Source organism: Pseudoflavitalea sp. G-6-1-2 (assembly GCF_012927185.1).
Classification (GTDB): domain Bacteria; phylum Bacteroidota; class Bacteroidia; order Chitinophagales; family Chitinophagaceae; genus Pseudobacter.
In genome coordinates this window covers 1531488-1548204 of record NZ_JABBGB010000003.1, presented here as the reverse complement: position 1 = coordinate 1548204, position 16717 = coordinate 1531488, and the positions used below count along the sequence as shown (strand labels likewise).

Sequence of the window (16717 nt, the reverse complement as noted above, 5' to 3'; positions counted from 1 at the left end):
GAAAACAACGGATTATTCAGGCGACAATGATTTCTTCTCCAGCAGATTTCCCGGTGTATGCCCCGTTACCTTTCTGAATGTTTTGAAGAAGGCCGATCTGGAACTGAACCCTGATTGTATGCCGATTGCTTCGAGTGTGAGCTCATCAGCCATTCCGTTTTCAATCATGGTTACCGCATGTTGCACACGCCATGCATTCCGGTAATCGTTGAACGTTTGCTGTTTCACTTCTCTGAAGTAATAGCCAAGATGATGCGCGGGCACACTGATCTGCTGCGCCAGTTTCAGCAAATTAAAACCTGGAGTGAGCCATGGCTTTTGCTGCTCCATATGTTCCTGTATTCTGATGCCGAGCGTGGCGAGGTATTCTTCTTCGAGCTGTATGCCTGATGATTTGCTGTCAGCCTCCTCAGGTTCTTCTTCCACTTCTTCCTGCATGGTTTCTACCGGAGCAATCATCGTTTGCAATACGGTTGCTGCGGGCATAGTTTGAACAACTGCTACTTCCAACTCAATGTGCGCAGGTGTTAGTTCATGATCTTCGTCCCGGTATGGTAAAGTGATATGATTACTGAGAATGGGCAATCCGTATAAGATCTGAGGAAACAGAAATGGGGTGATCAGCAATCCAACCAGTGACGTTCCCACAATAAATTCCATATCATTAAAATTGAGGAATTGCAAAACCGGATTTACCGGCCAGCGGATCAGTATCAACGATGCGAAACTAAAAAACAGCATTACCTGAAATCCGAAAAATACTTTCAACCATCGCATCATTATCAGTTGTTGCGGAGTGGATGTATTGCCGGATCTGGCCCGCTGCTTTTTCCTGTATCTCACAAACATCACAATACACGCCACTGTATAACCCAGTGCCAGCAAGGGTCTGCTGAGATAAACCGGACGCGTACTGCCGATCAGCTGTGAGAAATAATTCACTTTATGATGCGCCATAAAACCCAGGTTGCCGGCAATTGTTTCACCGATCTCCATTTTGTAACTCCATGGTTTTACGACGTATGCCATCGCTGCTGCAAAGTGAAGGATGGCCGGCAGAAAATGCCATGCATCTCTCCAACGCAGCCTGCTGTTATCTGTAAGAATGCTTCGAACATAGAAGTAGCCCATGGCCCCGGTGAGATAGAAAACACTGGTGGTATTCACATACAGCACGGCAATCCAGAACGGATCCCTTGCATAAATGAATATGTAATGATGGAACGAATAAAAGCTCACCAGCAAAAAGAATATGCCGAGATAGATGCTGCTCCGAAATTCCCTTGCATTGAAATACAATAACAGCAAGGATAACAGGGCACCGGAAAGGGACAGATAAAGCAACATGGGTTCAGGTTAGGAAGCCGCAAAGATAGGCTCCTGCCCTTTCAGATGGCATTGCGATAAGTCAATGTTTCATGAATGATTATGCGAAATGTTATTTCACCGGCGGGAGTTTTGCTCCTCTGGTGAGATCCCATTCTCCATTGTAAGTTTTGCCCGATTGAGCCGTAACCCAGATATAGCCCAGTTCCTGCTTAGGATTTTTAATGAGCGGGAGAATCGATTGCCCCCAGTCTTTCACCGGATCAGTAAGTTTCCACCAGCCCAGATCCGCACTGCCATTCATGCCATCTTCATCGGCAGGATAACCCAACTGAAAGGCAACAGCAGTGGGTGAAAAACGATTGGCCCATGCAGCAAAACCTTTGTTCAGTTCTTCGATATTCCCTTCAGATGCATCGCTGATGAAAATGAGATCGCCCCTTCCACGATAGGTTGGCGGCATATGGTCTGGATTGTAATGACGCAATGCAAGGCGGTATGATCTTTTATGCGATTTGATTTTCGCATCCCATACAGCCACTGCAGAATCTGTAGCCTTTCCGAAATACTCAAGCTCAATACTCATGCCCACTACGCAGCGATGATGTTTGAATTTGCCGAGCCATGTATCGATGGTGGCAGTGATATCGGTTGCAACGATGTTCTTTTTTGCGTTTGCTTTGAAGGGGAATATTTCTAGATAGATCTGCACACCGAGTTTATCCATATAATGCAGATACGCTTCGTGTGTAATGTCCGGTATGCCTGCATAAGCGGGTGTTGCTTTACTGAGATCGCCCACGGCCCATGTGGCCCATGCACGTGCGCCGGGAAACTTGTTCTTTACATTGAAGATCACATTTGCCATGCCTTCTTTTGGCAGGGTGATGAACTGGCCGATCTTCGTATCTAGTTTGGTGATGCCATCACCGGCGCTTTTGCGACATGGCTGCCAGGCTCCTGCCCATTTGAAAGCTGCCGGTTTGCCGGGATCTGTATGGGTGTTTTGATTGCGTGGACTGCCTGTGAAGGCACAGACAATGATCAGCAGAACAAACAGATATAGCTTACTCATAGGTTGACAAGGTTGGGGAGGCAGTAAATTACAACATTGTGCGGTAATCCGCTGCGGACTTACTCCTTTATATTGCCATATCATTGAGGCTGATTGCCGGTTTCAGCGTGTTGCATGCATTTGAAAATACATAATATGAGCTGTGCGCGCAGATTCCGGCAGATGAATGGTTAAACACAAAGCCCGCTGTTACAGCAGGCTTTGTTGGGTATGAATAAGTTTATCCGGAATATCTTCTTACTATTTCTTTTTAGAAACCAGTTTATAGAATTTTACACCGTTATCAAAATCTGCTTTATATGCCCCACCGGTTACACCTCCGATCGAATAATAAACGCTACCATTTCTGTCAACACCAATCAGGCAGAGTTTTTGAATTACGTCGAAATTAACCAGGCTGGCTTTACCTGTTGCCTGAATGGGAATATCCCGGTTTTCGTTTTCAATACCTGCGAAACAATAGGCAGTCATATTCTTGAAATCGTAAGAATAAATACTGGTTTGTCTTCCTATTAGCATATCCCCATTAGGCATTACAAGAAACTTGCGCCAGTATGGATAATCTGTACTCATAAATGAGAATGAATTGTTGGAAGGTAGTTTTGTAGCAGGATTATCGTCATATGAAACAAAAGTAAAATTGGGTTGATTGTTTCTGATTCTTGCAGTAAAATCCTTTTCTGCTACACTGTATTGATTGAGGTCGAAATCAAAACCACCTGCAGGCTCCAGTGATCCATATATCCATTGGCCATCTCTGCTCAATGTAAAATTCGGTCCGGCAGTGCTTTTCAATACAGGCAACGAAATAGTATATGGTGTGAACAGATCGATAGACCTGTTGCGATAGCACATTACACCCTGAACATTTCCATCCGGCGTAAGTTTGGAAACAACAAATACGCCTCCCTGTTCAAGAAAATCCCCTTTGACAATTTTTGCATAGAAAGTCTCAATGGTGTTATAAGATCCAAAAAGATCCGGATAACGCGGCATGTAAGCATTGGTGAACCAGATGTTTCCTTTTACATCGGTTTGCAGGCAGACAGCCGCGATCTTCAGGTTTGCCGCAGGTCCGCTGAATGGCCCCGGCGCTTCCTCATAAGTTCCTATCCCCTTGTACGTTTCAGTCCGGTTAAGGGTTTTGAAAGAGTTGGCAGCAATATCCAGCTGGCAAAGACGGGAAATATACAACGAGTCTGCACCGGGGACTGCTTCATTTACAAGTGAGGAGAATGTAAGTGTTTTGCCATCAGTAGAGATCACACTGCTGATGATATAGTCTACAGAAAAAACCGAGTTGTTCTGATCTGTGATCACCTGCCCTTTTTTTATCACAGGCGTTACCTGCGCTCCAACTTTGAAAACACCAAATGGATTATCGAACCAAATTTCTCCTTCATCTGTAACACTGCTGTTATTGGTGAAACCAATATTTTGCGGCTTGTAATCTTCAACGTTTTCTGGCAACCAGGTAGCCATCAATTCAGCCACCAGATCAGGATCAGTTTTTTTCCCTCCCTGATAAAGTGCATTAATAGTAAGTGGAGCACCATAAATTGAACGGCTCTTCGCTCTTACCATCAGTAGGATATCGGTACCTGTTCCCATTTCTTTGGTAATCACAAACCGAACTGCATCAAGCGAATCCCCTACTCCGGAACGCTCATTGGCCGAATGAATAAAAACCTTTTTCCGGTCGATGATTACAGCTTTGGCATCACCTACCTGTATGTATGTTTCCGGATCTTCCGGGAAGAGTTTTCCTACCAGCATCGCTGTATCTCCTGTAAGATATTTTGTACGATAGTCGTACTGAAGCATGTTGTATGTGCCGGCCATCTGCGCCGTTTTTGACAGAAATGGCTGGGATTCGATATAATCAGCATGCGCGTCTACCTTACTGCACCCGTGCATTACGATGGTTGCCAATGGCAGGATGCAAGCCAGCAGCCTTGCTGCAATTGTATATTGTTTCATATATGCTGACACTATTTGTTTGATCAATAATTGGTGAAGAATTTTATCCGCGGATTGGCATTTACCGTTACCCACTGATCGAGGTAAGGCGCTTTGTACAGCTGATCCTGCGCATACCCGGTGATCAGCACTGTATATCCATGGCCGGTTCCGGTGATCAATGTATTTCTCGCAATAATATTTTCAGGATCATCCGCCCGATACACTTTTATCTTGAACGTGTCTGCAGCTGCACTGTTGATATGCACCAGCGAAGAATATTCTCCGTATTTCATCATTGCAGGAAATGAATTTACCTTCATATCGTTGATCGTAAATGTCAGGTCGGCATCGGGACACATATTCACAATCCGCAGTCCTACTTTTCCGGGTTGGGATACCAGCGTATCTTTCAATACCAGTGCATTGTAGCTGCCTAGTGCATCGGAAAAATAAACAGTGGCAGGTGAGTTAGTGGCTGTAGTTACTTTCCTGGTGAGGATAGGATGATGCGCTGTATCCATCAGTGTAATCTCATGTTCACCAACCGTGTATGGCGCGTATCTCATCCAGGGCACATCCAGTTTGTGATTGGCTAAATCGGTAGGGAACTGCAACTGGTATTCCTGGTTAAAAAAAGGAAATACATTTAGTACTGTCCGTATTTTTCTGCCATAAGTAGTGTCTTTGCTGTCTACCAGCACAAAGCTGGTAAAGGCTATATTACTACTGCTTCTGATCTGCCTGATGAGGTCTTCAGATGCATTCACGTAGCTAAGTTCACCTCCCGGAGATTGCGGTTCATCCGGAAGTGGCGACACATCCTTTTTGCAGGCTGCAACTGCGAATACTGCAGCACATATGAAGAGGGATCTTTTTATCAGTATCATAATATTTATTTTCAGTTGGGAATATCAGAATGCATAGGTGAACTGCAGCAGAAAATACAGTCCGGGTTTGAATTTGCTGTAGTAATTATCACCTCCATAGTAAACCTCTTTGGTTGTCGGATTTGTTATCGGATATTCCTTATCATATCGTTGATCGTAATTATGGTCTTCGATGATCTGGCTGCTCTGATCGAGTATGTTCTGCACGGTGAACTTAGCTTGCAGCGACTTTACCAGTCGCTGAGTGATAGCCACATCGAGCAGGTGCATTGGCAATTGAACGAGGTCTGGTCTGCTGAGTTGTTGTTCCCTGGGATCCTGAATAGTGCTTTTGGGATTGTATGGCGCTTTGGCATAGATGCGTGGGCCATTCACATTATAGATAACACCAACTTTGGTACCCCAGCCGATATTCTCATAGAACAATCCGCCGTTGAGTACGTAGGGCGACTGCCCCTGCAATGGTCTTCCCGGAAGGGTATCTCTCCTGAATCCGTTCTTTATGATCTGCGTTGTTTTGCTTTCAACCCATGCTCCATTGAGAACAAGCGTAATATTTTTCAGATAGCGTTTGCTGATGAATCCGAGATTTTTTCTGATCTCCGCTTCTACACCATACACTTCGGCTCTGAAAGTGTTGCCGTAAGTGATATTGGTAAAATTGGCCAAATCGGGACTGGTCTGCTCTCTGCGGAATCTTTCGATGGGATCTTTAATGCGCTTGTAAAACACACCGGCAGTGAGCATTTCGTTCTGCTGTAAACTTTTCGGATACCATTCGGCACGGAAATCGTAGTTATCCAGAGTTGAAGTAACAACAGAAGGATCACCATTTATTCTTTCATTATTGGAAAAATCGAAATCATTGAAGCTGGAGATCTCTCTGAACTCCGGTCTGTTCACAGTACGGCCATACCCTGCTCTTGCAACAATTGTACTGAATGGCCGGTAACTGATATTCAGTGAAGGCAACCAGGATGTGAGTGGATGGTTGGCGTATGAAAGCTTCAGGCGATCATCCTGCTGCACGCCGCTGGCTGCTTTCTGACGATCATATTCCACACGCAGCCCCGCATTCACCGTGAATTGCTCATTGGTGGTTTTCCATTCTCCCATCAGATAAGCCGAATTGTTCTGCTCACTGGCTTTATAGCTGTCGCTGGGAGAAGTTTCGTCGTATATTTTCAGGCCGGAATTGTTTTCAGGGAAATAATATTCCGACCACAGATTGTTCAGTTGGTTTGGCGTGAACCATGTTTTTCTTCTGTCAGACAAACCGTATCCATCATTGTAAGCGGGTTCATTGGCTGCACCATTTGCACCACCGTGATCACCAGGCATCAATCCTCCCCGGTTTATACGAAAGAATCTTCTGTTCACTTCGCGGAGTTTGTACATCTGATAAGTTCCTGCCTTTACCATCCACTGTTTGGTGAGATGCATGGTGTAATCGATGGACGCATTGTACACTTGTTCTCTGTTGGTGGTAAAGAGCCTCGATATCATGCCATAGAACTGGTTTTCCATCAGGCCGGTATTGGATCCCACTGAATAATAAGGCCCGAAATTATAGCTCTGAAAATGCAGTATCCGTTGATCGGGAACTTTTTGCTGATTGAAAGTATAACCCAGGTTCCATTCAAATTCCGATGATTTGTTCTTTCTGAACTGATGTGCTCCGCCTAAGTTCACAGAATACAAAGTTCTTTGCTGAAAGCTCAGCATATAGTCTTTTGTTCTTTTGTACTGCCCTGAACTGTCTAAACGATGAACGGCATTGGGGCTTGCATCTACAATAGAAGTAAGAACTCTGCCATCATTAACGAAGAAGTTGCGAAGCATAAGGCGGTTGTACTCATTCCATTTCCAGGTGAGGTTTTCCAGCACATTTATTTTGCTGTTCTCAGATGATTGCCGGCTAACTCTGAAACGGTTGAGTCCTCCATAATTGCCATACACAGGATCCAGTTGATAAGCATACGTGTTGCCTGTTTGCATGGAGATAGTTGGATTCTTTGTTTCGTGCGAGTAGGTAACAGAAGTGATATTGAAGAGTCTTCCCTTCTCTCCTGTTTTCCAGGTATCGTAATAATTGATGTTTACCTGCATATCGGGTAAGCTTCGCTTTGTACCGAGATGCAGTGTGGAAGAAAAAGACTTCAGCATTTCTGCCTGCGATAAGCGATCTTTTCCGGCGCCGGGCAATGTTTGATCCTGCGAAAAGCCAGGCTCTTTGCGGGTTCCATCGTCGAATCCGAGGAAATCATATTTGCCGCCATTATAGCTGTTGATGGTGCTGAGTGTAGAACCGGGGCGATGCCCCAGCTGCAAACCAATATCCAGATGTTTTACCGGTGCAGTATTTTTCGTAAATACTTTCACGGCGGCGCCACCATAATCAGCTACCAGATCTGCAACAGGAGATTTATACACGAGAATTTTATCGATCACGCTCGAAGGCAGCAGATCGAATGCAAATGCTTTTCCGTAGAGTTCGGTGGAAGGCGCCACGTTGCCGTTAAGGTAGGTAAGATTGTATCTTTCGTTCATACCACGTACCACAATAAAGCGATCGTCCACTACCGTAACACCGGCTATTCTTTTCACCACATCCGCCGCATTGCGGTCTGCAGTTTTATTAATGAATTCGTTGGACACGCCAGATACAACGCCTGTGGCAGCCCTGATCTCGGCCACCAGTTGTTTGTCCGTGCTGTGCGTCACTGATTTTACTTTTCTTCCCAGAGAACTTACCACCACAGTGCTCAAAGCATTGCCCACCTGCATCTTCACGTCGAACGTGAACAGGCCACCACTCAGGCGAACACCAGGAAATTTGTTTTCCTGATAGCCCGCGTAAGTGATAATCAGTGTGTACTTTCCTGAAGGGATATTTCCGATTTCGTAATACCCATCTTCATTAGATGTAACTGTTTTCGCAGCTTCCATCACGCGAATGGTGGCTCCGCCGAGTGGTTGAGAAGTTTCAAAGTCCACCACTCTTCCTTTCAGAATGGCATTCGTTTGAGCGCCTGCTTCGTGCGCCGGAGGCGTTGTGCGCTCTTCCGGTTTGAATACGATGATGCCGCTGCCGAGCTCTTTGAAAGTCAATCCGGTTTTTTGTAACAAAAATTCCAGCACCTGCTTCAGCGGCGCATTGCTGAATGTTTTTGCAGCCACGGAATACTTCTTCAGATCGAGCTTTGATGCATCGTATACGATATTCACGGGGCAATTTTCTTTCAGCTGATCCAGTGCAAAATCGAGGGTGGATGCGGTGAAGCTGATGCTGAGCTTTGCCTCTTTCCCACCCTGTGCGCGAAGGCCTGGAGCCAACAGCATAAACACAATGATAAGGGCGCCGGCGAGTTTGGAAAAAAACGGAACCGGTTCCTGAGTCTGTTTGAGTGTCATAAATTTTAAATCGGTAATAATTTGGTGATCATACTTGCAGACCTAGGGTGGTAGGTATGGGTGAGTACTTACCATTACATACCGCAATTAAGAGTGGGTACTATTAATAACATATTACCAAATTGTAAAGAGCGAACAGAACAGGTATAAAAAAGCAAAACCCGCTCAGTAGCGGGTTCTGCATGCAATTGATTTATAGGATCACACACTAACTTTTACGGGAAATAATTTTGTAGAACTTAGCGCCATTTACATAATCCATGAATTGGCTGCCAAGATTGGTTCCGCCCATGCAGTAGTATACAACACTGTTTTTATCGGCACCAAGAAATTTAAAGGACCCGAATCCATCAAAGTTTACATACTTCGCCTTTCCTATTTTTTGATTCTGAACTTCAGTATTTTGATTTTCAGTACCGGCGAAACAGTATGAGCTCATATTATCGAAATCATATGCATAGATGGAAGCCATATCTGTAAACAACATATCGTTGTTGGGCAGAAGCTGATAAGGGCACCAGTAACTCCACGCGCTTCCCTGAAGCCAGAATGCACTATTGGTGGGCATTCTGGTAGCCGGATCATCATCATAAGATATAAAAGCGATATTGTTTGTATATGCACTTATCTTACCTGTTATCTCATTCTCCTGCACATCATACTTCAGCAGATCCATGTTCCATGTGGTTACAGAATATCCGAATCCATACATATAACGGCCATCTCTGCTCAGCATAAAACCAGGACCATAGGAAGTGGAAATGGCAGGGAGCGGGATACTATATGGAGTAGTAGTCGGAGCTGGAACACAGTAATGTTTGAGCAAAGCAGTTAAGTTACCATCGGGTGTAAGTTTGCAATAGGTAAAAATTCCGCCAAAGCTGGGATCATCCCCTGCTTTTATATCATCATAAAATCTGACGGGAGTATGCGGAACGTCTGCATTTCTCGGCATAAAGCCATTCACCATCCAGATATTGCCATTGATATCGGTTTGCAGGTACATGGCTGAAAGATTCAGCTGATCAACTTTTCCACTGAGCGGACCGATAGGTTCCGAATAGCTTGAACGCCCTCTGAACATCACTGTTCGATTCAGGGTTTTCAGTGTCTGATCTGCAGTTTTCATCTGACACAGGCGCGTAATCACAAGGGTATCCGAACCAGGGATCGGCTCTTTCACAATAGCAGAGAACGTCAGCGTTTTGCCGTCAGTAGAAATAACGCTGCTGATAATCCAGTCGATGGTAAAAGTGGATTGCTGATCGTTGAGTTGCTGATCATGTTTTATTACAGGCAATACCTTATTATCCGGAATTCTGAATATGCCGAATGGATTATCGAAATACAGTTCACCTGCATCGCTGATACTGCTGCTATGCACGAATGATGCATTATTTTGCTTGTATTCTTCCACATTTTCAGGGAGCCAGTTGAGCATATGTTCTACCATCAATGTGGAATCTGTTCGTTTATCACTCAGTTTGAGTGCCGTAATGGTGAGCGGCTCTCCGAAAACGGTAACGCCTTTGGCTTTCACGGCCAGGGTAATGCCGCTGCCTGTTCCCATTTCTTTGGTGATCACAAACTTCACAACATCCGCAGAGTCGTTTATGCCGGTACGATCGTTCTGAGTATTGGTGAACAGTTTCCGGCTCTCATGCACTACTGCTTTTACATTGCCTATCTGGATACTGCTGGTGGGATCTTCGAGAAAAAATCTGCCTACCAGTATGGCTGTATCGCCAGTAAGAAATCTGTTGCGATACTGGTATTCATAAAGGTTGTACATCCCATTCATGGTAATTACCCTGGCCAGCCATGGTTGATTTTCGATGTAATCCGCATGCTCGGTTACTTTTTTACAACCCTGTGCAACTGTAAGCAGAATAGGCAGACAGAAAATCAATGGCAACCAACGCCTGTTTATCTGTTTCATATTTTAATCTCTTTGTTTGTTAGATCAATAATTTTTGTACAGCTTAATTCTTGGATAAGCAGGAATAGTTACCCAGCTATTGCCATAAGGCGCCTTATAGCTCTGCTCCTGCGTGTAACCGGTAATCAATACGGTATATCCATGGCCAGGTTCTGTATACAATGTTGCTCTGGCAATGATGTTTTCAGGATCATCGGTTCTGTATAACCTGATTCTGAAAGTATCGGAGCCGGTGGAAGGCAATTGCACCAGTGATGAATATTGCCCGTGTTTCATCGAAGCCGGAAATCCCGCCTTCTTTTCTTTATTGATGGTAAAAGAAATGTCTGCGTCTCCACAAAAATTCACAAACCGGATACCTGCATAACCGGGTTTGTTATCGAGTGTATCTTTCAATACAAGAGAGGAATATTTACCCAGCACATCCGAATAATAAATAGTGGCTTTGTTTTTTGATTCCAGACTGATTTGCTGTTTCAGTACAGGGTTATGCGCAGTATCCATCAGAATAAGCTGATGATTGCCCGCACTAACTGCATCGTACCGAAGCCAGGGCTGCTCCAGCCTGATGTTTCCCGTCTGCGAAGGATATTGCAACGGAGAATATTGAGTGAAGATTGGAAAAAGCGGCTTACGGATATCTGGTACACGCCCAAAAGTTGTGTCGGTATTATCCAGCAAAACAATGCTTTTGGCTCCGGCATCGTCTTTTATCTGTCTGGTGATGTCTTCAGACGCATTCACGTATGCGAGGCCTGTTGTAACAGGATCGATGCTTTCATCACGCGGGTCTACATTTTTATTGCATCCTGCCAATGCCAGTACTGTGGCTAGTATCAGGCAGGTTTTATTCAGCGTTATCATACAATGTTTTTCGTTTGTTGGTGGCAGAATCAGAATGAATAGGTCAGTTGAAGCAGGTAGTACATACCGGGATTGAACTTGTTGTAGATATTGTCGCCACGGTAAAAAGTGGGGCCATTCTCTGAAAGTTTCATCGGGTATTCTTTCTGGTATTTCTGATCGAAATTCTGGTCCTCCACAATCCTGTTGCTTTCGTTCAATAAATTCTGGATGGTGAATTTTGCCTGCAACGATTTCACTATCCTTTGAGTAATGGCCAGATCGAGCAGGTGCGTAGGAAGCTGCAGCAGATCTGGTCTTATATTGCTGCGTTCGTTCTTTTGAAATACGTCTGATGCTGAATTGAACGATGCTTTAGCATAGATGCGCGGTCCGCTCACATTGTAGATCACACCGATCTTAGTACCCCATCCGATTTTTTCATAGAAGAGCCCACCATTGAGTACATAAGGGGATTGCCCCTGCAGTGGTCTGCCTTTAACAGTATCTTTCAGGTAACCATTATGCACAATCTGGGTTGTTTTACTTTCAATCCATGCGCCATTGAGCACTACGGAGAAATTCTTCAGATAACGGGCACTCAGGAAGCCCAGGTTCTTTCTGATCTCTGCTTCTACACCAAATACTTCTGCTTCAACGGAGTTGCCGAAAGTGATACGGGTGAAAGTGCCTGCATCAGGGGTGGACAATTCTCTGCGGAATTTCTCGATAGGATTCTTAATGCGTTTATAGAAAACACCACCTGTAATCATTTCATTCTGCTGCAAACTTTTAGGATACCACTCTGCGCGGAAATCGTAATTGTCGAGCGTTGCGGAAATAATCGACTCATCACCAAAAATGATTTCATTGTTGGGGAAATCGTATTCCACATATCGGGAGATCTCTCTGAATTCAGGCCTGTTCACTGTTTTACCATATCCAGTTCTAACAACAATGGAGTTGAAGGGACGGTAACTCAGGTTTACTGAAGGCAGCCAGGAGGTAAGCGGATGATTGGCATAAGCCAGTTTACCACGGCCAGACAAATCAATCACGCTGGCAGCGAGCTGAAGATCATATTCCACACGAAGTCCGGCATTGAGGGTGATGCGTTCGTTCAGCGCTTTCCATTCACCCATCACGTAAGCAGCATTGTTTTGCTCACTGGCCTTGTAGCTGTCGTTGGCCTTTGTAATATCATATATTTTAAGACCGGTATTATCATCTGCGAAGTAATGCGGGCTCCAGATTGAACCCAATTGTGCAGGCGTGAACCATGTTTTATTGCGATCGGATAATCCATATCCATCTTCATATCCCGGATCGTTGGGAGAATCGCCTGGAGGGCCGTCATCTTCAGGAGTAAGACCACCACGGTTTACGCGGAAGAGTCTTCTGTTCACTTCTCTCACTTTGTACATCTGGTAGGTACCCAGTTTTGCAGTCAGTTGTTTGTTCACATGATAAGTGAAATCGACCGACGCATTGTACACCTGTTCTTTGTTGGTAATGAACTGTCTTGAGATCATGCCCGGCAGCTGGGTTTCAACTGTACCAAGGTTAGAACCTGTTGAGTAAAAAGCTCCGCCTTCGAAACTGTTGAAATGCGAGATGCGCTGATCGGGTATCTTTTGCTGATTGATAGTATAGCCAAGATTCCATTCCAGTTCAGCTTCCTTGCTGCCTCTGAACTGATGCAAACCACCAAGGTTTGCAGAGTAGAGCGTTCGTTGCTGAAAGCTGAGCATGATATCGCGGCCTCTGCGCAGTCTGCTGAAGGTATCCGTAGTTGCTGTAGCGTTGAGCCGGCTGTCGACTACAGAGGTAGACGTTTTTCCATCATTCACAAAAAAGTTACGCAACATGAGCCTGTTGTACTCATTCCATTTCCAGGTGAGGTTTTCCAGCAGGTTTATTTTTCCTGTTTCGTGGGTTTGCTGGCTTACTCTGAAACGATTGAGGCTACCGTAATTGTATCCGTTTGTATCTGCACCATACCCGTACGTATTTCCCGTTTGCAAATAAACAGTTGGGTTCTTTGTTTCGTGCGAGTAGGTTACAGAAGTGAGGTTGAAGAGTCTTCCCTTCTCTCCGGTTTTCCATGTATCGTAGTAATTCAGAAATACCTGCATGTCGGGCAGGCTTCGTTTTGTGCCGTAGTCCAATGTGGGAGAAAAAGATTTCAGCAGTTCAGCCTGCGTTTTGCCGTCTTTTCCGGAGTTCGGCAAAGTAGCGTCTTTGGAAAATCCGGGCTCCTTGCGGGTTCCGTCGTCAAAGCCGAGGAAATCCCATTTACCACCATTGTAGCCGTTTACATTGGAGAGCGTAGATCCGGGACGATGCCCAAACTGCAATCCGATATCGAGGTGTTTAACCGGCATAGTATTTTTGGTGTACACTTTTACTGCAGCGCCACCATAATCGCTTACGAGATCAGCCACCGGAGATTTATGGATCATGATCTTATCGATGATACTCGCAGGCAGCAGATCGAATGCAAATGCTTTTCCATACAGCTCGGTACTTGGAGCAACGTTGCCGTTGAGGTAAGTGAGGTTGTATCTTTCGTTCATTCCTCTGATAACAATGAAGCGATCATCTACCACGGTAACACCTGAAATTCTTTTCACTACATCTGCCGCATTTCGGTCGGCTGTTTTATTGATGAATTCGTTCGATACGCCAGAAACCACACCGGTAGCAGCTTTGATCTCGGCCACCAGTTGCTTTTCCGTACTGTGTGTTACGGCTTTCACTTTTCTGCCTGCAGAACTTACCACCACTGTAGTAAGCGCATTGCCTACCTGCATTTTGATATCGAAGTTGAAGACTTCGCCACTGATGCGAATGCCGGGCAGCTTATTCACCTGATAGCCTGCATAACTTACAGTGAGGGCGTATTTTCCCGAAGGGATGTTTTTGATTTCATAGAAACCATCTTCAGTTGCTGTAACGGATTTGTTCAGCTCTTCAATCCGGACTGTTGCACCTCCTAATGGTTGTGAAGTTTCGAAGTCCACTACCCTGCCTTTCAGATGGGTGATTGCCTGAGAAGCGGGTACCGGAGCAGGAGCTGCCCGCTCTTCTGATTTTGAAATTACGATACCATTGCCGCGTTCATTGAAAACGAGTCCGGTGTTTTGTAAAAGATGATCCAGCACCTGTTTGAGCGGAACATTGCTGAATTCTTTTGCACTGATCGTATACTTTTTAAGATTGAGTTTAGACGCATCGTAAACAATGTTTACCGGACATTGCTGCTTCAGCGCTTCGAGCGCCACATCCAATGTTGAAGCAGAAAAACTGATACTGAGTTTAGCCTCTTTTCCACCTTGTGCATGCAGGTCGGGAGACAAGATCATGAGCATGATGAGGAGGGCACCGGTAATTCTGGCAAATACCGGCACCATGGTCGTTTTGAGTGTCATAAAATTTAGATCAATGAAAAATAATTTGATTGTTCTGTTTGCTGTATTTGATGTGATGCAACTCCGTGATCAATGGAAGAATCTGATCCAGCGGAGTATTGATGAAGAATTTGGCATCGAAATGCAATGCCCGGATATTTGGATTGGTACATACAAGCTGTACGCCATAGAAGTCTGATAAAGCAGCTGCCAGTTCATCAAAGCTGGCCGATTTCAGCAGCAATACGCCCTTCTGCCAGGCCATTGCCTGCTGCCATTGAAGACTGTCTGTTGTGAAGTTCCCTGTCTCTCTGTTCAGCTGAATTCGATGATGTTTGCTGAGCAGCTGCAATACTTTTTTGGATTGGCTTACTTCAACCAATCCATGCTCTACCCAGATCTGTGTTTCAGGCCGGGATGTATAATGTTGTATAAGGAAAGCGGTACCGAGTACTTGAGTATGTACGCTGTCTGTAGTTACAATGAAAGGTTTAGTAACATCGCGCTGCACTTCGAAGAAAGCCTCTCCTTCGGGCAGTTCCACTTCGCGCGACTCATCGTTGAACTCCGAGCTGAAACGCAGTGTGGAACCAGACTTCAGCCATACGATGGAATTATCGGGCAGCTGAACTTTTTTTACTTTTCCAAGTGGAACCGAAACGGTGGTATAAGTAACACCTGGCTGAACCAGGTAATAAAGAAGGTAAGCACCCAACAGTAAACCGGCAACAACAGCAGCCATCCGCCAACGGTATGCTGCGGAGGGCATTTGTTGTACCTGCTGTAGTGTTGTAGCTTTTATATGGTCGAATACATACTGATAGATGCTGTTGCGCGTAGCAGCTTTTTTCCCCTCTTCCTGCCAGAGTGGAATGGGTTGTGTATCGTCTATTGAATTGTACCAGCTGTCTACAATCTTTTCCTCTTTTGTTCCTTTGCTTTTGAGGTATCGGTGCAATACCTTCAACCGCTTTCGAATTACGGACATTACCTGTGTTTACAAGTACATACCATAATTGATAGCGGGTACTATTCATATGATGTTACCAAATTATGAACATGATGATACCCTTAGATAAAGCCCTCCGCGGCGGGCTCTATTTGCACTAACCATGCCTTACCAGCTCATGATCTAAACAGATTTTAAAAAATGATTGTATGGTTTTTTGTTTGTTGTGTAACTAAAATTCTTTCGCAATGCGGATATAGCCCGCACTTACCAATAAATACAGGATTTGAAATCACGTACTAGCCATCCAATGTTACCAAATTGTAAACACGGAGATCAAATGAAGAGAACCCAGGTAGCATCAACAGATTTCAATCTGGTACGAAGCCGGGTAATAGCATTGTGAAGCGTGTTCTTCACTGTTTGTTCGGAGATGGACAGACGAAGGGCGATTGCTTTTACAGGCAGCTGCTGCTCGCGGTGCAAACGAAAAACTTCCTGCATCCGGTTGGGCATGTTCAGCACTTCCTGCTGAATAAGTTGCTGCACGTGTTGAAACTCTTCCCAGTCCTGCAGAAAAGATTTTTCTTCTTCGGGAATATCGTACACGGAGAGTGGAAGCGGCGCCAATCCTTTTTTTGCAGACTGATAAATATGACGGATAACGCTGTACTTGAGGGCGGTCATCAGATAAGGAGCGAGACTGTCTGTTACGGTGATCTCCTGGCGATACTCCCAGCAGCGGATGAAAATATTCTGAACAATATCTTTTGCATGATCTTCATCGCCGGTTCTCCGCCATGCCAGACTGAACATTTCTTCCCAATATTGCCCGAACAGTATGGCAAAAGCCGCACTGTCGTTATTGGTTACCCTGTTCCAAAGCTCCTGGTCAGAAAAGAATTGCATTCC

The 16717-nt window shown here is 44.9% G+C and carries 10 protein-coding genes; all 10 read right to left on the bottom strand.

The features are described 5' to 3' along the window. Positions 1–12: 12 nt before the first annotated feature. The 10 genes from HHL16_RS23530 to HHL16_RS23485 all read right to left on the bottom strand — a co-directional run bounded on the left by HHL16_RS23530 (position 13) and on the right by HHL16_RS23485 (position 16714). Positions 13–1347 carry a helix-turn-helix domain-containing protein gene (locus tag HHL16_RS23530; protein WP_169427781.1) on the bottom strand — a complete coding sequence of 445 codons (1335 nt, stop codon included), beginning with the start codon at positions 1345–1347 and terminating at the stop codon, positions 13–15. 91 nt (positions 1348–1438) lie between these two features. Continuing rightward, positions 1439–2401 carry a hypothetical protein gene (locus tag HHL16_RS23525; protein WP_169427780.1) on the bottom strand — a complete coding sequence of 321 codons (963 nt, stop codon included), beginning with the start codon at positions 2399–2401 and terminating at the stop codon, positions 1439–1441. 240 nt (positions 2402–2641) lie between these two features. After that, positions 2642–4381: a hypothetical protein gene (locus tag HHL16_RS23520; RefSeq protein WP_169427779.1), complete on the bottom strand. Its 1740-nt coding sequence runs from the start codon at positions 4379–4381 to the stop codon at positions 2642–2644. Positions 4382–4404: 23 nt separating this feature from the next. Further along, entirely contained in the window at positions 4405–5250 is an 846-nt protein-coding gene (locus HHL16_RS23515; protein ID WP_169427778.1) for a DUF4397 domain-containing protein, read from the bottom strand. Between the two features lie 24 nt (positions 5251–5274). Beyond that, the gene (locus tag HHL16_RS23510; protein WP_169427777.1) at positions 5275–8664 is read right to left on the bottom strand and encodes a TonB-dependent receptor; all 3390 of its coding nucleotides are present in this window, start codon (positions 8662–8664) and stop codon (positions 5275–5277) included. Between the two features lie 208 nt (positions 8665–8872). Then, positions 8873–10603: a hypothetical protein gene (locus tag HHL16_RS23505; protein ID WP_169427776.1), complete on the bottom strand. Its 1731-nt coding sequence runs from the start codon at positions 10601–10603 to the stop codon at positions 8873–8875. Positions 10604–10627: 24 nt separating this feature from the next. Then, complete coding sequence (locus tag HHL16_RS23500) at positions 10628–11467, bottom strand: hypothetical protein (protein ID WP_169427775.1); 840 nt, start codon at positions 11465–11467, stop codon at positions 10628–10630. Positions 11468–11496: 29 nt separating this feature from the next. Then, positions 11497–14877, bottom strand: a complete 3381-nt coding sequence (locus HHL16_RS23495; RefSeq protein WP_169427774.1) for a TonB-dependent receptor — start codon at positions 14875–14877, stop codon at positions 11497–11499. Positions 14878–14887: 10 nt separating this feature from the next. After that, the gene (locus HHL16_RS23490) at positions 14888–15844 is read right to left on the bottom strand and encodes a FecR domain-containing protein (protein WP_169427773.1); all 957 of its coding nucleotides are present in this window, start codon (positions 15842–15844) and stop codon (positions 14888–14890) included. A gap of 297 nt (positions 15845–16141) precedes the next feature. Further along, the gene (locus tag HHL16_RS23485) at positions 16142–16714 is read right to left on the bottom strand and encodes a sigma-70 family RNA polymerase sigma factor (protein WP_169427772.1); all 573 of its coding nucleotides are present in this window, start codon (positions 16712–16714) and stop codon (positions 16142–16144) included. Positions 16715–16717 lie beyond the last annotated feature (3 nt).